The sequence below is a fragment of the Streptomyces huasconensis genome (genome assembly GCF_021028635.1).
GTDB lineage: Bacteria > Actinomycetota > Actinomycetes > Streptomycetales > Streptomycetaceae > Streptomyces > Streptomyces huasconensis.
The window spans coordinates 2,533,715-2,554,703 of sequence record NZ_CP086119.1; the positions used below are offsets into that span (position 1 = coordinate 2,533,715).

Consider the following 20,989-nt stretch of genomic DNA (forward strand, 5'->3'; position numbering starts at 1 on the left):
CGACCTTAGGTCGGGCGAACGGGACTGTGGCAGTGTCCAGTTGGGCGCTGCCCGAAGGGGCAACGGCATGAGCGCGAAACAGCTCCAGCCGGGTGATCGTCGGTCCGGGCTCAGCTCAAGGCGCTGGCGAGATAGGCGTTGCGGGTCCTGATGAGGCGGGGCATGTACCAACGCAGGACCGTGCGGTCGGCGACGCGTCCGAGAAGTCCGAACGGCGAGGCGAATTCGATGACGTCCCTCATCACGGTGCCGCCGGTGCCATCCGGTTCGAAGTGATGGCTGTGCAGCCATCGCTTGAAGGGACCGGCCTCCTGCTCGTCCACGAAGCACCGGGGCGGGTCGTACGACGTGACGCGAGCGGTGAGTCGCCAGGTCAGACCGAAGTGGCGGGCTTCGAAGGTCACCGTGTCGCCGAGCGCAAGGCCCCCTCGGGTCCTCCCGCCGACCGCCCGCTCCGACGAACCGGCCATCGACTGTGTGTGCGCCTCCACGTCGAGGCACGCCTCGAACACCCGCTCCGGGGGTGCGGCGACGGCTGTCACGATTTCGAAGTACGGCATCGAGTCATCCTAGAGGGGCGGCACAACCGCCTCTGGACGCCACGCACCTTCGGACACTGCCCACGCGGACGATGCCCCCAGGGCGGCACCCGAACGTCCAATACCGCACAACTGCACGAATTCCTACGGTGTTTCACGTCCGAGATCACACCAGCAAGGAGCAATCGTGCGCATTCGCACCGCAACCGTAGCCACTGTCGCCGCCCTCGCCGTCGCGGCTCCCGCCGGCATCGCCTTTGCCGGCACCCCCGCCGGCGACTCTCCCGCCGTCTCCGCCACGAACAAGAAGCCCGCACAGCTCACCGTCAAGGGCTACATCAAGGCTCTCAAGGCCGACAAGTCCCCGGCCGCCGCCAAGACCCTCAAGGCGTTCAAGAAGCTCAACGACGGCAAGAAGCAGTACGCCTTCGTCAAGCTGCTCCAGAACCGCGACGTCTACGAGGCCGTTGTCGGCGGGACGAAGGGCACCCTCAAGAACGGCACCCGCACCAGCACCAAGCAACTCAACTCCCCTGTCAAGGTCACCAGCAGCACCGTGGTGGCGAAGAACGACAAGTCCGGCCTGCGCGTCGTCACCTTCACGGTGACCGAGCGCATTTACGACATCCCCGTGACCAGCGAGCGGATCTCCGTCAGGTACACCCTCAAGGGCAAGAAGAAGATCACCGACCCGTCGGCCTCCACCAAGATCACGAACACCAACAAGGCCATCACCATCAAGGCCCCCAAGACCACCCCTGTTCGCGTCAAGGGCACCACCGTCTCCGGCCACTCCACGATCAAGGCCACCGGAACCGTCAAGTCGTTCGGCAAAGGCGTCACCAAGAAGGCCGACAACCGAATCGGCCTGAGCTCCTACAGTGCCTCCATCGTCACCCGATAAGTGTGTGGGGGCTGCGTTCGCGTGCGGCTGTCCGACCACGCGACAGCGGACATGGTCCACGCGTTGATCGACCGCACGTATGCGCACCCCCTCATCGGCCCCTCACACCCTCGGGGCCACCACCCCCGTCTCATATGCCACGATCACCAGCTGCGCCCTGTCGCGGGCGCCCAGCTTGCCCATGATGCGGCTCACATGCGTCTTCGCCGTGAGCGGGCTCAGCCCCAGCGTCTCGGCGATCTCCGTGTTGTTCAGGCCGCGCGCGACGAGGGCGAGAACCTGCCGTTCGCGGTCCGAGAGGCCGTCGGGGCCACCGCCGGTCGCGAGCCCGGTGGCGTCCGGCGCCCGCAGCACGCGGGCGATCAACCGCGCGGTCGGGCCCGGCGAGAGCAGTGACTCGCCGGCGGCCACCGTGCGGATGGCGTCGAGGAGATCGGCGGGCCTGGTGTCCTTGACCAGGAATCCGGACGCGCCCGCCCGCAGCGCGTCCACGACGTGTTCGTCCGTGTCATACGTCGTCAGCATCAGGACCTTCACGCCCGCGAGGTCCTCGTCCGCCGCGAGGAGCCGCGTCGCCTCGATGCCGTCGAGGTCGGGCATACGGATGTCCATGACGACGAGGTCGGCCCGTGCCGAGCGGGCCAGCTCGACCGCAGAGCGGCCCGTGCCCGCCTGACCCACCACCTCCATGTCGGGCGCCGAGTCGACGAGCATCGCGAACGCCGCGCGCACCAGCGTCTGGTCGTCGGCGAGCAGCACGCGGATGGACGGGTTCATGCGAGGCCTCCCAGCGGCGCGGACACGAGGGGCAGCACGGCGGACACCAGGAAGCCCCCGTCCGGCCCCGGCCCCACCTCCAGGGTTCCGCCGACGGTACGGGCCCGCTCCCGCATCCCGACGAGGCCGTACCCGGGAGCGGTGCCCGAAGGCTCGCGCGCGCCGACGCCGTCGTCGGCGACCGTCACGTTCAGCGCCGCGTCGGCTGTCGTCACGTCCACCCGGACGGTGGGCGCGGGGCCCGCGTGCCGCACCGCGTTGGTCAGCGCCTCCTGCACGATGCGGTACGCGGCGGCGCCCACCGCGGGCGGTGCCTGGCAGTGCTCCACGTCCCGCCCGACGCTCAGCTCGACGCGGGCCCCCGCGGTGCGGGCCGCGTCGGCGAGGCCGGGCAGGGAGTCGAGGCCGGGCAGCGGGCCCCTGGCCTCGTCGGCGCCCTCGTCCTCCGTACCGGACCTGAGCACCTCCAGCGTGGCGCGGAGTTCGCCCCGGGCGGTGCGGCAGGTCTCGGCGACGTCGTCGAGCGCCTTGGCGACGGCCGCGCGGTCCAGGCGGTCGGGGTCGGCGGCGAGGACGTGCGCGGCGACGGACGTCTGGACGCCGACCAGGGTGATGCTGTGGGCGAGCAGATCGTGCAGGTCGCGGGCGACCCGCAGCCGCTCCTCCGCGACCCGGCGGCGCGCCTCCTCCTCGCGGGTGCGTTCGGCCCGTTCGGCGCGCTCCACCACGGAGGCCACGTACTGGCGATGGATGCGCACGTACACGCCGAGCAGCAGGAAGGAGACGATCCAGCCGGTGATGCGCAGCGACTCGGCGCCCTCGGCCAGGCCCTCCGAGAACTTGACGCCGAGCATGATCCCGATGACGCACGCACCGACGATGACGGTGTTGCGCGGCCGCGACCGGGAGGCGACGGTGAACAGGCCGGCCATCGACACGGCCATGGGCGCGGTGTGGTTGGCGTCGATGGAGTGGTAGGTCAGCAGGATCGCCATCAGGGCGACCATGACGCGCATCGGGGCCCGGCGGCGCCACACGATGGCGATGTGCGCGACGAGCAGCAGCGCCCAGCCCAGCGGGCCGGGCGGGTCGCCGTTGTCCCGTACGACCTGCACGATCACGACGGCGCTCGCCGCCATGGCGAGGGCGAACAGGGCATCGGTGCGCAGCCGTTCGCCGGGGGCGGCGGGACCGAGGACGCGCTCGATGAGGTTGCGGCGGGCGGGGCCCGGCGCGGTGGCCGGGCCCCCGGCGGGTGCTTCCGCCGGTTCAGCGGGTGAGTCCACCCGCCCATCTTCGGGTACGCGGGCGCCCCACCGGGAGAGGAGGGACGCCCGCGGGAAGGGCGGGATCACGGTGAGGCCACTCGGACGGGTTCGGTCTCAGGCGCGGCGGGAGCCGCGGGACGGGGCCGGGACAGCGGGCCCGGCCACCACACCTTGCGGCCGAGCGCGACGCTCGCGCTGGTCACCAGGTACGTACGCACCAGGAAGGTGTCCAGGAGCACACCGACCGCGATGACGAAGCCCAGCTGGACGAGTTGGACGAGAGGCATGTTGGTCAGGACGGCGAACGTCGCGGCGAGCACGAGTCCGGCGGAGGCGATGACGCCGCCGGTGGTGCGCAGCGCGGTGAGGGCGGCCGCCCCCGGCTCGGCGCCCTTGAGGCCCTCCTCCCTCATGCGGTGCATCAGGAAGATCCCGTAGTCGACACCGAGCGCGACGAGGAAGACGAAGGAGAGCAGCCCGAGTCCCGGGTCGGTGCCCTCGAAGCCGAGAAGCGGTTCGAAGACGAGTCCGGCGATGCCGAGCGAGGCGCCCCACACGGCGACGACCGCGGTGAGCAGCAGCAGGGGCGCGACGAGGCTGCGCAGCAGGGCGACCAGGACCAGCAGGACGGCCGCGAGCACGAGCGGTACGACGATGGCCCGGTCCCGGGCGTTGGTGTCCTTCAGGTCGAGTTGCTGGGCGCTGGGTCCGCCGACGTACGAACCGTCGAGTCGGTCGCGCAGCGTCTTGATGGTGGCGCTCTCCCCCGCCGACTCGGGCGCGGACGAGGCGAGGACGGAGATCTCGGTCCAGCCCTTGGCGGTACGTCCCCGCTCCGCGCTGTCGACGCCCCTGGTGCCCCGGATCTCGGCGAGGGCGTCGGAGGCACGGGCGGCGGGGGTCATGACGGTGATGGGCTGGGTTCCACGTTCGGGGTAGGCGGCGGCGAGGGTCTCCATGGCCGCCACCGAGTCGGGGGTCTTGGTGAAGGAGTCCTCCTGCTTGAGGGCGCCGGGCAGGTTGAAGGCGCCGAGGGCGAGCGCTCCGAGCAGGACGGCTCCGGAGGCGAGCACGGCGAGCGGCCTGCGCCCGGCCGAGCTGCCCATGGCGGCGAAGAGGGAGCGCCGCTGCTTGGGCGTGCTGCCGAAGGCGGGGACCAGTGGCCAGAACACGCGCCGCCCCAGGAGCACGAGGATGGCCGGGAGCAGCGTCAGCATGGCCGCGAGCGCGCTGAGCACGCCGACGGTGCCGAGCGGGCCCATGCCCCGGCTGCTGTTGAGGTCGGCGGCGAGCAGGCAGAGCAGGCCCGCGGCGACGGTCCCGGAGGAGGCGAGCACGGCGGGCCCGCAACCGCGCAGGGCGGTGACCATGGCGTCGTAGGGCTGTTCGATCCTGCGTAGTTCCTCGCGGTAGCGGGCGACGAGGAGCAGGGCGTAGTCGGTGCCGGCACCGAAGACGAGGATGGTCATGACGCCGGCGCTCTGACCGCTGACCGCGGTGCCGAAGGCCTGGTGGAGTCCGTAGGCGGCGGCCATCGCGAAGTAGTCCGCGACACCGGCGACGGCGAGCGGCACGAGCCACAGGAACGGACTGCGGTAGATGAGGATGAGCAGCAGGGCGACGACCCCGGCGGTGGTGTAGAGCAGGGGCCCGTCGAGGGAGTTGTAGACCTCGCTCGCGTCGGTGTCGAGGGCGCCGTTCCCGCCGACGTCGACGCTCAGCCCGCCGTCGCCCCGGGCGACGTCCCGCACGTCGCCGACGAGGGCGTCCCGCTTCTCCTCATCCTGTCCGGGCTCGGTGGTGGCGACGGGATACATCAGGGTGGTGCCGTCTTTGGAGGGCACGCCCTTGGGCTCGGCGACGAGTTCGTGGGCCCCTGATATCTCGGCGACCTGTTTCCCCGCGGTCTCACGATCTGCGGCGGTCAGCCCGCTGTCACGGTGATAGACGAGCACCAGCTCGGTGGCCTCCCCACCCGGCAACTGGCTCTGGATCTCGGCGACTTCGGTGGACCCGGCGCTCGCCGGGAGGTAGTCGACGGGCCGGTCCTTCTGGACGTCACCGAGCTTGGCGGCGAAGGGCGAGGCGATCGCGAGGACGACGATCCACAGCCCCAGGAACACCCAGGGAACGGCGCGTCGTCGCCCTCGTGACGCGGTGATGGACGGTTCGGCCCCCATGACGGGCCTCCTTCGGCAGGGACGACAGGTTCGCCCCCAACCCTTCCGGGAAGCACGCCTCGATCCGTCGGGCGCGGGACCGAGTTGCCGGTTACACCCCCAGGAGGCGCGGACCGGCGACTACTCCCGGCGGAGTACGCCGGGCCTCCGGCCGGATACGGGTGTGACGCCCGGGGCCCTCAGGGGAGCCCCGCCCGCACACGGACACGCCCCGCGCAGACCTGCGCGCTTCGCCGTCAGGACGGCGTCCGCGCCGTCGCCAGCAGTCGGGTCACGTCCTCGGAACAGATCGTGAGCGCGCACCCGGCCGTGGCCAGGACGTCGCGTTCCGCGGGGGTGTACGGGCCGTCGGCCAGGGCGATCCGGGCGCCCTGGAGGAGCAGTGCCTCGCGTCCGGCGGGGGCGAGGTGCGGGGCCAAGGGGCCGAGTGCCTCGTGGAGTTCGATGGCGAGGCCGGGCGCGCAGTCGGGCTCGGTGGCGCGGCCGGTGTCGGCGGCGAGCGCGGCGACGAGGGCGACGAGCTGCTCCTCGGAGCAGTCGTCGTAACCCGCGGTGCGCAACGTGCCGATGGCCGTGTCGAGCGCGGGCCGCGCGGTGGCGCCGCCCGCGGAGAGCACGGCGAGGACCACGGTGTGGACGGCGTCGCGCAGCATCGCCGAGAGCCGCGTGGTGGTGGGGTGGTCCAGGACGTCGGGGTCGGAGAGTTCCTGGCAGGCGGCGCACTGGATGACGGGCCCCGCGGCGCCGCGCGGCACGACCGGCAGGCCGAGCAGGACGAAGCGGCGCCGCCCGGTGAGCCGCTGGTAGTTGCGGTCGCCGCCGCAGGCGGGGCAGAAGAACTCGCCGTCGCCGACGGCGTCCCAGGCGGTGTGCATCCCGATCACCCGCCGGCACAGGGCCCGTCCGCGCGAGACGGGCCTGGCGGAGATGCGGGCTTTCCGGTCGTTCGGTCCCCGTTCTGAAAGCACCACGCACCTCCGTAACTCCCCGGCCGCATTGCCGTGTTGGCGTGATGTTAGCCACATCGGTGATGCGGCGTCAGCCTCTCGCACAGGAGAACGAGCGGGAGGTGGCCGGGAGACGACGCGGCCCCGCCCGCCACAGGGGCGGGCGGGGCCGGTGGAACAGCCGGGGGGAAGTCAGCGCGCGGCGCGGTTGACGGCCGACACGACGGCCTTCAGCGAGGCGCGCGTGGTGTTCGCGTCGATGCCGATGCCCCACAGCACCTTGTCGCCGATCGCGCACTCGATGTACGAGGCGGCCTGCGCGGACGCGCCTTCGCTCATCGTGTGCTCCTGGTAGTCCAGCAGGCGTACGTCGATGCCGATGCCCTGCAGCGCGTCGAAGAACGCGGAGATCGGGCCGTTGCCGGAACCGGTCAGGACGGTGTCGGCGCCGTCCAGCGTGGCCTCGACGGTGAGGGTGTCGACGCCGTCGGTGTCGGTCGTCGTCTGCCCGTTCTTGACCTGAATCCGACCCCAGGGGTTCTGGGGGTTCGGCAGGTACTCGTCCTGGAAGACGCTCCAGATCGCCTCCGGGGTGACTTCGCCGCCCTCGGCGTCGGTCTTCGCCTGGATGATCCTGGAGAACTCGATCTGCATGCGGCGCGGCAGGTCCAGCTTGTGGTCGTTCTTCAGGACGTACGCGATGCCGCCCTTGCCGGACTGCGAGTTGACGCGGATGACGGCCTCGTAGGAGCGGCCGACGTCCTTGGGGTCGATGGGCAGGTACGGCACGGCCCACTCGATGTCGTCGACGGTCTTGCCCTGGCCCGCGGCCCGGGCCTCCAGCGCGTCGAAGCCCTTCTTGATGGCGTCCTGGTGGGAGCCGGAGAAGGCGGTGTAGACGAGGTCGCCCGCGTAGGGGTGGCGGGGGTGGACCTCCATCTGCGTGCAGTACTCGTACACGCGCCGGACCTCGTCGATGTCCGAGAAGTCGATCTGCGGGTCGACGCCCTGCGAGAAGAGGTTCATGCCCAGCGTCACCAGGTCGACGTTGCCGGTGCGCTCGCCCTGGCCGAACAGGCAGCCCTCGACGCGGTCGCCGCCGGCCATGACGGCCAGCTCGGCGGCGGCGACGGCGGTGCCGCGGTCGTTGTGCGGGTGGATCGACAGGCAGACGAACTCGCGCCGGGAGAGGTTGCGGGACATCCACTCGAAGCGGTCCGCGTGAGTGGAGGGCGTGGAGCGCTCGACCGTGGCGGGCAGGTTCAGGATGATCTCGCGGTCGGCGTCGGGCTGCCAGACGTCCATGACGCCCTCGCAGACCTCCAGGGCGAAGTCCAGCTCGGTGTCGGTGAAGATCTCGGGGCTGTACTGGTATCCGAACGTCGTACGGTCGTCCAGCAGCTTGTCGGCGTACTCCATGACCAGCCGGGTGCCGTCCAGGGCGATCTGCTTGACGGCGTCGCGCGAGCCGCGGAAGACGACGTCGCGCCAGACGGGCGCGGTCGCGTTGTACAGGTGGACGGTCGCGCGGCGGGCGCCCTTCAGGGACTCCACGGTGCGCTCGATCAGCTCTTCGCGGGCCTGCGTCAGGACGGAGATCGTCACGTCCTCGGGGATCGCGTCCTCGTCCTCGACGATGGAGCGCACGAAGTCGAAGTCGGTCTGGCCCGAGGAGGGGAAGCCGACCTCGATCTCCTTGTAGCCCATGCGTACGAGCAGGTCGAACATGGCGCGCTTGCGGGCCGGTGACATGGGGTCGATCAGCGCCTGGTTGCCGTCGCGCAGGTCGGTGGAGAGCCAGCGGGGAGCGACGGTGATGCGCTGGTCCGGCCAGGTGCGGTCGGGGATGGCGACCTGCTCGTACTGGCCGTACTTGTGGATCGGCATCGACGTGGGGCGCTGGAAGTTCGGCATGTGCGGGGCTCCTCGGAAGTGTCCTGAAGGACGGCCGACGGTCTAAGCGCAACGCCGAACTCCGCGGGGAGGGGGTCGGCCTCGACTACAGGCCCTCGCCGCGGCAGCTAAGGAGAAGCAGCCCGAATCGCATGATGTGCCGCAGCCTAGCCGAGCCGCGCCATTCGCGCGGGCCCGTATCAGTATGCGGGACCGGCGTCGGATAAACCCTCAGTGGTGAGCAATCCCTCTATTTCAGGAATCATGGTTGCGGCTAGTGACAGACGCATCACCCAGTGCCACATTGCCGCCATGACCGCCAACCCGGCAGGCCGCGAGCCTGTCTTCTGCACCATCGTGCCGCCCCACGTCCTGGACAACCTCGCCCGGCACCAGGACCCGGCGCGCGCCGCGTCCGCCCGCCGCACCCTGGAGCGGGACGCCGTCGAGCGCACCCGCCGCCGCCTGACGAGCGCCATCGGCGCGTCCGCGGTGGCCCTGCCCGAGGGGGCCGCGGCCGACAAGCCGCACCGCACGGTCCACGACGCCGGGCACCGCACCGAACTGCCGGGCCGCAAGGTGCGCGGCGAGGGCGACGAGCCCGGCAAGGACGCCACCGTCAACCGCGCGTACGCGGGGCTCGGCGCCACCTTCGAGCTGTTCCAGAAGGTCTACGAGCGCAGCTCCATCGACGGCAACGGCCTGCCGATGACCGCGACGGTCCACTACGGCGAGGAGTACGGCAACGCCTTCTGGAACGGCGAGCAGATGGTCTTCGGCGACGGCGACGGCGAGATCTTCCTCGACTTCACCATCGCGGTGGACATCATCGGCCACGAACTGACCCACGGCGTCGTGCAGTACACGGCGAACCTCACCTACTACGGCCAGTCCGGCGCCCTGAACGAGTCGCTGGCGGACGTCTTCGGCTCGCTGATCAAACAGCACTCGCTCGGCCAGACCGCCCAGGAGGCCGACTGGCTGATCGGCGAGGGTCTGCTCGCCCCGGGCGTCTCCGGCAAGGCCCTGCGTTCGCTGAAGGAGCCCGGTACGGCGTACGACGACGACGTGCTCGGCAAGGACCCGCAGCCCGCCGACATGGACCACTACGTCAAGACGGACCGCGACAACGGCGGCGTGCACATCAACTCCGGCATCCCCAACCGCGCCTTCTACCTGGTCGCCGAAGCGCTCGGCGGTCACGCGTGGGAGCGGGCCGGCCAGATCTGGTACGCCGTGCTGACCGGCGGCGAGCTGGCGGAGGACGCATCCTTCGAGGACTTCGCGAAGCTGACGGTGGCCGCCGCCCGCCAGAAGTACGGCGAGGGCAAGGAGCTGAAGGCCGTCACCGACGCGTGGTCCACGGTCAAGGTACCGGTCTCGAACGGCTGACGGCCGCTACCGGCCGCCCCCACGGTGGAGTAGACAGGAGCCATGCGTATCCAGGTGAAGCGCACGGGCGGATTCGCGGGCATCGACCGGCACGCCGAGGTGGACACCTCCGCGCTGGCCGATGCCCCCGAGTGGCACGTGCTGGCGGAACAGGCCTTGGCCGACGGTCGCGACACGCCCGTCATCGGGGTGCCGGACGGCTTCCAGTACCAGCTGACGGTGGACGGGCGCACGGTGTACTGCTCCGATCCGCGGCTGACGGAACCGCAGCGGAAGCTGATCTCGCGCGTACTGAAGGAGGGCGCGTAAGCCTTAAGGAGGGCGCGTAAGAGGGACCAATAAAACCTGAGCGTTGTTCATGTTCTCGTGGCACGCCCATTGACTTCCGTACTCGCCAGTACGGAAGATCCCGCCCATGGCAGCGACTGCGGCGAGCCCCCTACCCCCCTTTCCCCGCGACTTCCTGTGGGGCGTGTCCACCTCGGCCCACCAGATCGAGGGCGCCGCCGACGAGCGCGGCGCCTCGGTGTGGGACGCGTTCACGGCCGTGCCGGGGCACGTGAAGGACGGCACGACGGCGGCCGTCGCCTGCGACCACTACCACCGCTACCGCGAGGACGTGGCGCTCGTCCGCGACCTCGGCGTGGACGCCTACCGCTTCTCGGTCTCCTGGCCCCGCGTGCTGCCCACCGGCTCGGGCCGGGTACACCCGGCGGGCCTGGACTTCTACGACCGCCTCGTCGACGAGCTGTGCGCGGCGGGCGTGCGGCCGGTCCCGACCCTCTTCCACTGGGACACCCCGCTGGCCGTGCAGGAGGCGGGCGGCTGGCGCAGCCGCGACACCGCCGAGCGCTTCGCCCAGTACGCGGCCGTCGTCGCGGCCCGGCTCGGCGACCGCGTCGACCGGTGGATCACCCTCAACGAACCCGCCGAACACACCCTGCTCGGCCACGCGCTCGGCCGGCACGCGCCCGGCGAGCGGCTCCTCTTCGACGCGCTGCCGGTCGCCCACCACCAGCTCCTCGCACACGGCCTCGCGGTACGGGCGCTGCGGGCGGCCGGCGGGCGGGACATCGGCATCGCCAACTCGCACGGCCCGACCTGGCCCGCCTCCGACGCCGAGGAGGACACGGCCGCCGCCGACTTCTACGACGTACTCCTCAACCGCCTCTTCGCGGACCCGCTCCTGCTCGGCCGGTACCCGGACGGCTGCGGCGAGGTGATGCCGTCGCACGACCTGGACGCGGACCTGACGGTCATCTCCGAGCCCCTCGACTGGTACGGGATCAACTTCTACCAGCCGACGAAGGTGGGCGCCCCGCTCAAACAGCCGTCACCCACCGAGTTCTCGGGCCTCACGCTGCCGCCCGAACTCCCTTTCGCGCCAAAGGAGATCGAGGGGTATCCGACGACGGACTTCGGCTGGCCGGTGGTCCCCGGCGCTCTCACCGAACTCCTGACCGCCTTCCGCGACCGCTACGGCGAGCGCCTGCCGCCGCTCGTCATCACCGAGAACGGCTGCTCGTACGGAGGTCTCGACGACCAGGAGCGGATCGCCTACCTGGACGGGCATCTGCGGGCGCTGCACCGGGCGCTGGAGGCGGGCGTCGACGTGCGCGGCTACTTCGTCTGGTCGCTCATGGACAACTTCGAGTGGGCGGAGGGCTACCGACAGCGCTTCGGCCTCGTCCACGTGGACTACGACACGCTGGAGCGCACCCCCAAGGCGTCCTACCACTGGCTGCGCGAGGCCCTGCGGGCGCGGCGCGGATGACCGCCACCGCGCTGCGGGAGCCCGGCGAGCGGGTCGGCCGGGGGTGGACGGCTTCCCTGTCGCTCGCCAACGGCGCCATCTGGGTGGGTTGGTACGGCCCGCTCCAGATCCTGCTCGCGGTGCAGGCCGAGGAGCTGGCCCCGGCGGGCACGTCGAAGGAGACGGTGCTCGCCTGGGTGACGGGCGTCGGCGCGGTCGTCTCCCTGGCGGCCAACCCCGTCTGCGGCGCCCTGTCGGACCGTACGACGTCCCGCTGGGGGCGGCGCACCCCGTGGATCGTGGCGGGCGCGGCGGGTGGCGCCGCCGCGCTCCTGCTGCTGTCGGCGGCGGACTCCGTGTGGTGGATGGCGGGCGGCTGGTGCCTGGTCCAGCTCACCCTGAACGCGGCGTTCGCCGCCGTCACGGCCGCCGTGCCCGACCGGGTGCCGCGCCGCCAGCGGGGCGCGGTCGGCGGCTGGCTGGGGGCGGCGCAGCTGCTCGGCGTGGTGGCGGGGACGGGGCTGGCGACGGTGGCGGGCGGCACGGTCGCGGGGTACGCGGCGTGTGCGGTGTTCACCGCGGCGGGCGTGCTGCCCTATGTCGTACGCCATCGCGACCTGCGGCTGTCGGCCGCCGACCGCCCGCCGTGGCACTGGCGGGGCTTCGTGCGGGGCTTCTGGCTGAGCCCCCGGCGCCACCCGGATCTGGCCTGGGCCTGGCTGACCCGCTTCCTGATCAACGTCAGCAACTCCGTGGTGCTGCTCTACCTCCTGTACTTCCTCCGGGACCGGCTGCACCACGAGGACCCCGAGGGCGGCGTGCTGATCCTGACGGCCGTGAACGGTGTGACGATGCTCGCCACCGTCGTGGTGGGCGGCGCCTGGTCCGACCGGGTGGGGCGGCGCAAGCCCTTTGTGCTCTGGGCGGGCACGCTGATGGCGGCGGCGACGGGGCTGCTGGCCCTGTGGCAGACCTGGCCGGGCGCGCTCGTGGCGGCGGCGCTGCTCGGCGTCGGCTTCGGCGTCTTCACCTCCGTCGACTTCGCCCTCATGACGGACGTCCTGCCGAAGGCCCTGGACCGCGGCAAGGACCTCGGCGTCATCAACATCGCCAACTCCCTGCCGCAAGTGGCCGCCCCGGCCCTGGCGGCGCCCGTCGTCACCCACCTCGGCGGCTATCGCGTGCTGTACCTGACGGCGGCGGTGATCGGCCTGGCGGGGGCGGTCCTGGTGACGCGGATCAGGGGCGTGGAGTGAGCCCGGCGGCGACGGAGGCCGCGGCGGCGTCCGGGGTGTCACCCGCGGCGACGGCGAAGTCCCGCAGGGTTCCCGCGAGCACGTCGTCCGGGGTGTGGTCCCCCAAGACGTAACCCGCGCGGACCAGTTGGGCGAGGCCGTGCATGGAGGCGAAGAGCTGGCGCACGAGCAGGTCCGGGTCGGCGTCCGCCCGGAAGCGGCCGGCGGCGACGCAGCGGCGGATCGCGTCCCGCGGGAAGCGCAGCATGAACGTACCCATGCGGCGGTCGTCGTCGGAGAGTTCGAACCCGGCGAGCGCGGAGCCGCCGAACATGACCGCGTAGACGTCGGACTCGGCGCGCGCGAACTCCTGGTAGGTCCGGCAGAGTCCGGCGAGTTCGGCCACCGGGTCCGTGCCCCGCTCCAGGCCCTCCGCCTCCGCCCGGGCCCGGAACCGTTCGAAGCCCTCGCGCATGACCTCGCGCACCAGCCCGGGCATGGAGCCGAAGTGGGTGTACACGGCCATCGTCGAGGCCCCGACCCGGCTGACCAGGCGTCGTGCGCTGAGGGCGGCGGGCCCCTGCTCCGCGAGGACGCGCGCGGCCTCGTCGAGGAGGAGACGGCGGACGTCGGACGCGTCGCGTTTTCCGGTGGACACCGACGAAGCATAACTCCGTTATGAAAATAACAGCGTTATGCTGCTGGCGGCGCAGCGGCGGGACGGGGGTCCACCGCTGCGCCTCGTCGTCCGCCGGGCCGCGGGCCCGGCGGGCTAGAAGCCGAGCTTGCGCAGCTGGCGGGGGTCCCGCTGCCAGTCCTTCGCGACCTTCACGTGCAGGTCGAGGAAGACCGGCGTACCGAGCAGCGCCTCGATCTGCTTGCGGGACCTGATGCCGACGTCCTTGAGCCGCTTGCCCTTGGGGCCGATGATGATGCCCTTCTGGCTGGGCCGCTCGATGTAGACGAACGCGTGGATGTCGAGCAGCGGCTTGTCCGCGGGCCGGTCCTCGCGCGGCAGCATCTCCTCGACCACCACGGCGATGGAGTGCGGCAGCTCGTCCCGCACGCCTTCGAGCGCGGCCTCGCGGATCAGCTCGGCGACCATGACCTGCTCGGGCTCGTCGGTGAGGTCGCCCTCGGGGTAGAGCGCGGGGCCCTCGGGCAGCAGCGGCACGATGAGGTCGGCGAGCAGGCCGACCTGCTGGTCGCCGACGGCCGACACCGGCACGATCTCGGCCCACTCGAAGCCCAGCTCCTTGCCGAGCTGGTCGATGGCGATGAGCTGCTCGGCGAGCGTCTTGCTGTCGACGAGGTCGGTCTTGGTCACCACCGCGATCTTCGGCGTCTTCTTGATGGAGGCCAGCTCCTTGGCGATGAAGCGGTCGCCGGGGCCGAGCTTCTCGTTCGCGGGCAGACAGAAGCCGATGACGTCGACCTCGGCCCAGGTGGTGCGCACGACGTCGTTGAGCCGCTCGCCGAGGAGCGTGCGCGGCTTGTGGAGCCCGGGGGTGTCCACCAGGATCAGCTGGGCGTCCGGGCGGTGCACGATGCCCCGCACCGTGTGCCGCGTGGTCTGCGGCTGGTTCGCCGTGATGGCGACCTTCTGGCCGACCAGAGCGTTCGTGAGGGTGGACTTGCCCGCGTTGGGGCGGCCGACGAAGCAGGCGAAGCCGGCCCGGTGGGCGGCCTCGGACGGCTCGGCTGATGACGGGGTACGAACGCTCATGGCGCCCATTGTCCCTGATCCCGGGAGCCCCGCCGCACCGCCGGTCCCCGCGGGCCCGCTGCCGGTTCCCATCCGGGGCCCGCGACCGCCTCCCGTACCCGGGACGTCAGCCCGCCTCGACCCGCTCCCGGACCTCCCCGTCGACCCCCGCGAGGAAGACCGGCGTACCGGCCCCGCCGAGGTCGCGCACGGCCGCGAGGTCCTCCGTGGTCAGGGCCTCGGCACCGGAGACCACGGCGGCGGCCTCCAGCGACTCGGCGCCCGAGGCGACCGCCATCGCCACGGCGGTCCGCAGCGCGGACAGCCGGAGCGACTCCAGGTCCACGGTCCCCGCCACATAGGTGCGGCCCGTCTCGTCCCGCACGGCCGCGCCCTCGGGCACGCCGTTGCGGGCCCGGGCCGAACGGGCGAGGGTGACGATCTTGCGGTCCTCGGGACCGAGGTCGGTGCTCTGCGTCATGGCACGAGCATAAGGAGCACCCCACCCACCCCGGGAGCCACCCCGGCCCGGCCGCGCAGCGGCTCAGCGGGGGGCCGTCACACCGCCCGCGTCGCGGGGGCGCTCAGGGGCGGTCGAGGCGTAGGCGGTGTGCTCGGGGCAGGCCCGCGACCACCAGGTCGTACGAGTCCTCGATGAGTTCCCTGAGCTGCCGGTCGGGGAGGGCTCCGTCGACCGTCACCGTGTTCCAGTGGCGTTTGTTCATGTGCCGGCCCGGGACGATCTCCGGGTGCGCGGCCCGCAGCTGGACCGCCAGGTCCGGGTCGCACTTGAGGTTGACGGTGAGCGGGCGTCCGCCGAGGGCCGAGAGCGCGAACATCTTTCCGGCCACCTTGAAGACCGAGGTCTCCGGCGTGAAGGGGAAGTCCTCCACCGCGTCGTTGAAGGAGAGGCAGAACGCCCGCAGCTCGTCGGGGGTCACTCGGGCTCCTCCTGCGCGGTCGCGCCGGAGGGGGCGACCGGCTCCACCAGCACCGTCACGATCTTGTTCCGGCGGCCCGCGGCGGACTCCGCGGTGAGCCTCAGCTCGCGGGCGTCCGGCAGCGGCACGACGGCCGAGGCGCCCGCGATCGGGACGCGGCCCAGCTGCTTGGCGAGCAGGCCGCCGACCGTCTCCACGTCCTCGTCGTCGAACGCGTCGAGCCCGAACAGCTCCCCGAGGTCGCCGATGTCGAGCCGCGCCGTCACGCGGTAGCAGCCGTCCGCCAGCTCCTCCACGGGCGGCAGCTCACGGTCGTACTCGTCGGTGATCTCGCCGACGATCTCCTCCAGGATGTCCTCGATCGTGACGATGCCGGCCGTGCCGCCGTACTCGTCGATGACCACGGCCACGTGGTTGCGCTCCTGCTGCATCTCGCGCAGCAGGTCGCCCGCGTTCTTCGTGTCGGGCACGAAGGTGGCGGGGCGCATCGCCGTGGAGACCAGCTCGGACTCGCTGTCGCGGTTGATGTGCGTCTTGCGGGCCAGGTCCTTCAGGTACACCATGCCGACGATGTCGTCCTCGCTCTCCCCCGTCACGGGTATGCGCGAGAAGCCGGAGCGCAGCGCGAGGGTGAGGGCCTGGCGGATCGTCTTGAAACGTTCGATGGCGACGAGGTCGGTGCGCGGCACCATGACCTCGCGCACCAGGGTGTCGCCCAGCTCGAAGACGGAGTGCACCATGCGGCGCTCCTCGTCCTCGATCAGGGACTCCTTCTCGGCGAGGTCGACCATCGCGCGCAGCTCGGCCTCGGAGGCGAACGGGCCGCGCCGGAAGCCCTTGCCGGGCGTGAGGGCGTTGCCGATCAGGATCAGGAGCGGCGGGATGGGGCCCATGATCCGGGCCAGGGGCAGCAGGACGTACGCCGACGCGGTCGCCGTGTTCAGCGGGTGCTGGCGGCCGATGGTGCGCGGGGAGACGCCGACGGCGACGTAACTGACGAGGACCATCACGCCGATGGCGATGGCGAGGGCCTCCCAGGTGCGGTCGAACTCCTTGAGGCACGCGTACGTCACCAGGGCCGACGCGGCCATCTCGCACGCCACGCGCACCAGCAGCGCCACGTTGAGGTAGCGGGTCGGGTCGGCGGCGACCTGCGCGAGCTTGGCGCTGCCGCGCCGCCCGGAGCGGACCGCCTCGTCGGCGCGGAAGCTGGAGACGCGGGCGATGCCCGCCTCGGCGCACGCCGCGAGCCACGCGACGACGACCAGGGCGACGGCCCCGGCGATCAGCTGGAAGCTCATGGCGCTAGGAGACGGTGGGCGCCGGGGAGGGGCCGGTGAGGCCCTTCTCCGCGCGCCAGCCGTCGACGATCGCCGCCTGGAGGCCGAACATCTCGGCCTTCTCGTCGGGCTCCTCGTGGTCGTACCCGAGCAGGTGCAGCACTCCGTGGACGGTCAGGAGCTGCAGCTCCTCGTCCATGGAGTGCCGCGTGGGCGCGTCCTTGCCCTGCTGGGCGGCGACCTCGGGGCAGAGCACGATGTCGCCGAGGAGTCCCTGCGGGGGCTCCTCGTCGTCCTTCATGGGCGGGCGCAGCTCGTCCATGGGGAAGGACATGACGTCCGTGGGCCCGGGCAGGTCCATCCACTGGATGTGCAGCTGCTCCATGGCGTCGGCGTCCACGACGATCACCGACAGCTCGGAGAGCGGGTGGATGCGCATCCGCGCGAGGGCGTAGCGGGCGATGTCGAGGATCGCCTGCTCGTCGACCTCGGTTCCGGATTCGTTGTTGACGTCGATCGACATGGTGGTGCTGGTCTACTTCCCGTCGCGGCTGTCGTGCTGCTCGTACGCGTCGACGATACGGCCGACCAGCTTGTGCCGTACGACATCGTGGGACGTGAGCCGGGAGAAGTGGATGTCCTCCACGCCCTCCAGAATCCGCTGGACCTCCCGCAGACCGCTCTTGGTGCCGCCCGGCAGGTCGACCTGGGTGATGTCACCGGTGATGACGATCTTGGAGTCGAAGCCGAGGCGGGTGAGGAACATCTTCATCTGCTCGGCGCTGGTGTTCTGCGCCTCGTCGAGGATGATGAACGCGTCGTTGAGCGTGCGGCCGCGCATGTACGCGAGCGGGGCGACCTCGATCGTGCCCGCCGCCATCAGCCGCGGGATCGAGTCGGGGTCGAGCATGTCGTGCAGCGCGTCGTAGAGCGGGCGGAGGTACGGGTCGATCTTCTCGTACAGCGTGCCGGGCAGGAAGCCGAGGCGCTCGCCCGCCTCGACCGCGGGCCGGGTCAGGATGATGCGGTTGACCTGCTTGGACTGGAGCGCCTGGACGGCCTTGGCCATGGCGAGGTACGTCTTGCCCGTACCGGCGGGGCCGATGCCGAAGACGATGGTGTGCTTGTCGATCGCGTCGACGTACCGCTTCTGGTTCAGCGTCTTGGGGCGGATGGTGCGTCCGCGCGACGAGAGGATGTTCTGGGTGAGGACCTCGGCGGGCGTCTCCTGCGCGCCGCCGCCGTTCTCGTCCGCCCTCAGCATGGCGATCGAGCGTTCCACTGCGTCCTCCGTCATCGGCTGACCGGTGCGGAGCACCAGCATCATCTCGTCGAACAGGCGCTGGATGAGGGCGACTTCGGGGGCCGCGCCCACGGCGCTGATCTCATTGCCCCGGACATGGATGTCGGCCGCCGGGAAGGCCTTCTCGATCACGCGCAGGAGAACGTCGCCGGAACCGAGGACGGTCACCATCGGGTGCTTCGCCGGGACCGTGAAGTGGGCTCGCGCCTGGTCCTGCGCCGTGTGAGTCGTGGGTGTCTGAGTCATGGGCCGGCTCTGAAGGCCTGCTCATCCTCCTTGTGCGGGGCTTGTGGGCCGCTCGACAGCCTTGTACTGCCAAGAGTACGACGCGGCACTGTCAGTGCCGTAGGGCTTTTCACCGGTGGCCTGCTAGGCCGACCTGAACCCGATCGTCGGCACCGCCCTGCGCAGCGGCCACGGGCGGCTCTGGGCCGGGAGCAGCTCCTCCAGGAAGCTGTACCGCCGCAGCGCCACGGGGTCCTGTTCGTCGAACTCGCGTACGCGCCGCCACCAGGCCCCGACCTCCGCCCAGCCGGGCGCGGAGAGCGAGCCGCCGAACTCCTGCACGGAGAGCGCGGCGGTGAGCCCGGCGAAGGCCAGCCGGTCGGCCAGCGGCCACCCGGCGAGGGTGCCGGTGACGAAGCCCGCCACGAAGACGTCGCCCGCCCCGGTGGGGTCCAGGGCCTCGACCTCGATCGCGGGCACGTCGGCGGTCTCGCCGGTCCGCGCGTCCACCGCGTACGCCCCCTCGGCGCCCAGCGTCACCACCGCCAGCGGCACGTGGTCGGTCAGGGCCCTGGCCGCGGCCCGCGGGCATGACGTACGCGTGTACCGCATCGCCTCCTCGGCGTTCGGCAGGAACGCCTCGCAGTGCTCCAGGTCGGCGAGGCCGGTGAGGTCCCAGCGCCCGGTGTCGTCCCAGCCGACGTCGGCGAAGATCCGGGTGCCGCTGCGGGCGGCCTGCGCGATCCAGGGGGCGCGGACGCCCGGTGTCAGCGACGCGATGGCGGCCCGGGCGCGGGGCGGGCAGCAGGGGGCGCCGCCGTCCGGGGCGTCGGCGTCGGGGGGCGGCTCGTGGCCGTGGCTGACCATGGTCCGCTCGCCTTCGTACGCCATGGAGACCGTCACGGGGGTGTGCCAGCCGGGCACGGTCCGCGACGAGGCGAGGTCGATGCCCTCGCCCCCTTCGAGGGCGTCCCAGCAGTACTCCCCGTAGTGGTCGTCGCCGAAGGCGGCGGCCAGGGACGTGTGCAGGCCGAGGCGGGCGAGCGCGGTCGCCATGTTGGCGACGCCGCCGGGGCTCGACCCCATGCCGCGCGCCCAGGACTCGGTCCCGCGCACGGGCGCGGAGTCGAGCCCGGTGAAGATGATGTCGAGGAAGACCGTGCCGGTGAGGTAGACGTCACAGGCCGGATCACCGGCTCTGCGGGTCGCCTTCAGCGGATCGACGGTGGGCTGTACGGATACGACCATGCAGGCAACGTAACGGACGACGCGCCCCGGGGCGGGGGATACCGGTGTGCCGCGGGGTGCGGGCGCTACCAGCGCGGCACCGCGGGAGTCGTCCAGCGGGGGTCGGCCACCCGCATCGCCGCCGCGTCGTCCCGCTCCCGCAGGGCGCGGAAGTCGTCGTCGAGCCAGCGCGCGTGCAGCGCGGCGAGCCTGGCGTGGTCGAGTTCCACGCCGAGGCCGGGGGTGTCGGTGACGGCGATCGAGCCGTCCGTGAACCGCGGGCGCGAGGTCAGGACGTCCTCCAACTGCCAGGGGTAGTGCGTGTCGCAGGCGTGGTCGAGGCCGGGCACGGTCGCCGCCACGTGGGTCATCGCCGCGAGGCTGATGCCCAGGTGCGTGTTGGAGTGCATGGAGACGGCGACCCCGAACGTCCGGCACACCGCGGCCAGCTCCCGCGTGCGCCGCAGCCCGCCCCAGTAGTGGTGGTCGGAGAGGACGACCTGTACGGCGCCCTTCGCGAAGGCCTCCGGGATCTCCTGGAAGGTGGTCACGCACATGTTCGTGGCGAGCGGCACGGAGGTGCGGGCCGCGACCTCGGCCATGGCGGGGGTGCCGAGCGCGGGGTCCTCCAGATACTCCAGTACGTCCCCGAGTTCGGCGGCGACCTTCAGCGAGGTCTCCACGGACCAGGCGCCGTTGGGGTCCAGCCGCAGCGGTCTGCCCGGGAACGCCTCGGCGAGGGCGCGGACCGCGGCGATCTCCTCGTCCGGCGGGAAGACGCCGCCCTTGAGCTTGTACGACCGGAAGCCGTGGCGCTCGGTGAACAGCCGGGCCTGAGCGACGATCCCGGCCGGGTCGAGGGCGGCGCCCCAGCCGTCGTCCGGCTCGCTCGCGCGGTCCGCGGGGTGCTCGGCCCACTTGTAGAAGAGGTAGGCGCTGTACTCCACGGCGTCCCGCACCTTGCCGCCGAGCAGGGCGTGCACGGGCAGCCCGAGGGCCTTGCCGAGCGCGTCCAGGCAGGCCACCTCGAACCCGGAGACGACGGAGAGCCGCAGCTTGTCGGCGCTCCGCGCACCGCGCAGACCGCCGACGTCGACGGCGTCGTCGACCCGGGCGGCGTCGACGGCCACCTCGTCCGCGAGTGTGAACAGCCGGTTCACGTCGGAGACCTTGCCCCCGGGCAGCCGGGCGGCCAGGGACCGCGCCGGCTCCAGGTATGCGCTGTCGCCGTAGGTCTCCCCGATCCCGGTCACCCCGCCCGCCGTGACCACCTCGACGATGAGGCGCGGCGTGTAGGGCTGGTGGACGCCCTGGGTGTTGAGCAGCGGTGGATCGGCGACCAGGACCGGGGTGAGGCGGACATCCGTGATGACCAGGCTCTGTCCATACATGAGAACGGAGACTAGGTATGCGGACAGGG

Annotated in this window: 20 protein-coding genes; 5 read left to right on the forward strand and 15 right to left on the reverse strand. The window is 71.7% G+C overall.

The features are described 5' to 3' along the window. Positions 1-110: 110 nt before the first annotated feature. On the reverse strand, positions 111-560 hold the full coding sequence (locus J2N69_RS11455; RefSeq protein WP_230900645.1) for an SRPBCC family protein: 450 nt from the start codon (positions 558-560) through the stop codon (positions 111-113). 166 nt (positions 561-726) lie between these two features. On the opposite strand from J2N69_RS11455, the gene J2N69_RS11460 reads away from it, so the two are divergent. Further along, positions 727-1,443: a hypothetical protein gene (locus tag J2N69_RS11460; protein ID WP_230900646.1), complete on the forward strand. Its 717-nt coding sequence runs from the start codon at positions 727-729 to the stop codon at positions 1,441-1,443. Positions 1,444-1,545: 102 nt separating this feature from the next. Here the strand turns inward: J2N69_RS11460 and J2N69_RS11465 are convergent, their stop codons facing one another. From J2N69_RS11465 to leuA, 5 genes are all read right to left on the reverse strand, one after another. After that, on the reverse strand, positions 1,546-2,220 hold the full coding sequence (locus tag J2N69_RS11465; protein ID WP_230900647.1) for a response regulator: 675 nt from the start codon (positions 2,218-2,220) through the stop codon (positions 1,546-1,548). Continuing rightward, positions 2,217-3,506 carry a sensor histidine kinase gene (locus J2N69_RS11470; RefSeq protein WP_408056708.1) on the reverse strand — a complete coding sequence of 430 codons (1,290 nt, stop codon included), beginning with the start codon at positions 3,504-3,506 and terminating at the stop codon, positions 2,217-2,219. Before J2N69_RS11470 ends, J2N69_RS11465 begins: the two co-directional genes overlap by 4 nt. 65 nt (positions 3,507-3,571) lie before the next feature. Beyond that, positions 3,572-5,668, reverse strand: a complete 2,097-nt coding sequence (locus tag J2N69_RS11475) for an MMPL family transporter (RefSeq protein WP_230900648.1) — start codon at positions 5,666-5,668, stop codon at positions 3,572-3,574. A 236-nt stretch (positions 5,669-5,904) separates the two neighbouring features. Beyond that, the gene (locus J2N69_RS11480) at positions 5,905-6,636 is read right to left on the reverse strand and encodes a TerB family tellurite resistance protein (protein ID WP_408056709.1); all 732 of its coding nucleotides are present in this window, start codon (positions 6,634-6,636) and stop codon (positions 5,905-5,907) included. A 171-nt stretch (positions 6,637-6,807) separates the two neighbouring features. Continuing rightward, positions 6,808-8,529: a 2-isopropylmalate synthase gene (gene leuA, locus J2N69_RS11485; protein ID WP_230900650.1), complete on the reverse strand. Its 1,722-nt coding sequence runs from the start codon at positions 8,527-8,529 to the stop codon at positions 6,808-6,810. A gap of 291 nt (positions 8,530-8,820) precedes the next feature. On the opposite strand from leuA, the gene J2N69_RS11490 reads away from it, so the two are divergent. The 4 genes from J2N69_RS11490 to J2N69_RS11505 all read left to right on the forward strand — a co-directional run bounded on the left by J2N69_RS11490 (position 8,821) and on the right by J2N69_RS11505 (position 12,909). Continuing rightward, on the forward strand, positions 8,821-9,900 hold the full coding sequence (locus J2N69_RS11490; RefSeq protein WP_230900651.1) for a M4 family metallopeptidase: 1,080 nt from the start codon (positions 8,821-8,823) through the stop codon (positions 9,898-9,900). A 42-nt stretch (positions 9,901-9,942) separates the two neighbouring features. Next, on the forward strand, positions 9,943-10,209 hold the full coding sequence (locus J2N69_RS11495) for a protealysin inhibitor emfourin (protein WP_127911178.1): 267 nt from the start codon (positions 9,943-9,945) through the stop codon (positions 10,207-10,209). A 106-nt stretch (positions 10,210-10,315) separates the two neighbouring features. Then, entirely contained in the window at positions 10,316-11,674 is a 1,359-nt protein-coding gene (locus J2N69_RS11500) for a GH1 family beta-glucosidase (protein WP_230900652.1), read from the forward strand. Next, on the forward strand, positions 11,671-12,909 hold the full coding sequence (locus J2N69_RS11505; RefSeq protein WP_230900653.1) for an MFS transporter: 1,239 nt from the start codon (positions 11,671-11,673) through the stop codon (positions 12,907-12,909). Before J2N69_RS11500 ends, J2N69_RS11505 begins: the two co-directional genes overlap by 4 nt. On the opposite strand, the gene J2N69_RS11510 is transcribed toward J2N69_RS11505, so the two are convergent. From J2N69_RS11510 to J2N69_RS11550, 9 genes are all read right to left on the reverse strand, one after another. Next, positions 12,893-13,546 (reverse strand): TetR/AcrR family transcriptional regulator, encoded by a 654-nt coding sequence (locus J2N69_RS11510; RefSeq protein ID WP_230900654.1) that lies wholly within the window; start codon positions 13,544-13,546, stop codon positions 12,893-12,895. The genes J2N69_RS11505 and J2N69_RS11510 overlap by 17 nt on opposite strands. 114 nt (positions 13,547-13,660) lie before the next feature. Further along, positions 13,661-14,623, reverse strand: coding sequence for a GTPase Era (gene era, locus J2N69_RS11515; RefSeq protein WP_391940107.1), 963 nt, complete (start codon positions 14,621-14,623; stop codon positions 13,661-13,663). A 97-nt stretch (positions 14,624-14,720) separates the two neighbouring features. Next, positions 14,721-15,074, reverse strand: a complete 354-nt coding sequence (locus J2N69_RS11520) for a cytidine deaminase (RefSeq protein WP_230900656.1) — start codon at positions 15,072-15,074, stop codon at positions 14,721-14,723. Positions 15,075-15,177: 103 nt separating this feature from the next. Then, positions 15,178-15,534: an MmcQ/YjbR family DNA-binding protein gene (locus J2N69_RS11525; protein WP_230900657.1), complete on the reverse strand. Its 357-nt coding sequence runs from the start codon at positions 15,532-15,534 to the stop codon at positions 15,178-15,180. Then, positions 15,531-16,835 carry a hemolysin family protein gene (locus tag J2N69_RS11530; RefSeq protein WP_230900658.1) on the reverse strand — a complete coding sequence of 435 codons (1,305 nt, stop codon included), beginning with the start codon at positions 16,833-16,835 and terminating at the stop codon, positions 15,531-15,533. The genes J2N69_RS11525 and J2N69_RS11530 overlap by 4 nt, the downstream gene beginning before the upstream one ends. Positions 16,836-16,839: 4 nt before the next feature. After that, a complete protein-coding gene (gene ybeY, locus J2N69_RS11535; RefSeq protein WP_230900659.1) occupies positions 16,840-17,337 on the reverse strand; it encodes an rRNA maturation RNase YbeY in 498 nt (165 codons plus the stop codon). Positions 17,338-17,349: 12 nt separating this feature from the next. Beyond that, positions 17,350-18,363: a PhoH family protein gene (locus J2N69_RS11540; protein WP_230900660.1), complete on the reverse strand. Its 1,014-nt coding sequence runs from the start codon at positions 18,361-18,363 to the stop codon at positions 17,350-17,352. A 123-nt stretch (positions 18,364-18,486) separates the two neighbouring features. Then, positions 18,487-19,590 carry a carbohydrate kinase family protein gene (locus tag J2N69_RS11545; protein WP_230900661.1) on the reverse strand — a complete coding sequence of 368 codons (1,104 nt, stop codon included), beginning with the start codon at positions 19,588-19,590 and terminating at the stop codon, positions 18,487-18,489. 65 nt (positions 19,591-19,655) lie between these two features. Further along, a complete protein-coding gene (locus tag J2N69_RS11550; protein ID WP_230900662.1) occupies positions 19,656-20,960 on the reverse strand; it encodes a glucarate dehydratase family protein in 1,305 nt (434 codons plus the stop codon). Between the last annotated feature and the right edge of the window lie 29 nt (positions 20,961-20,989).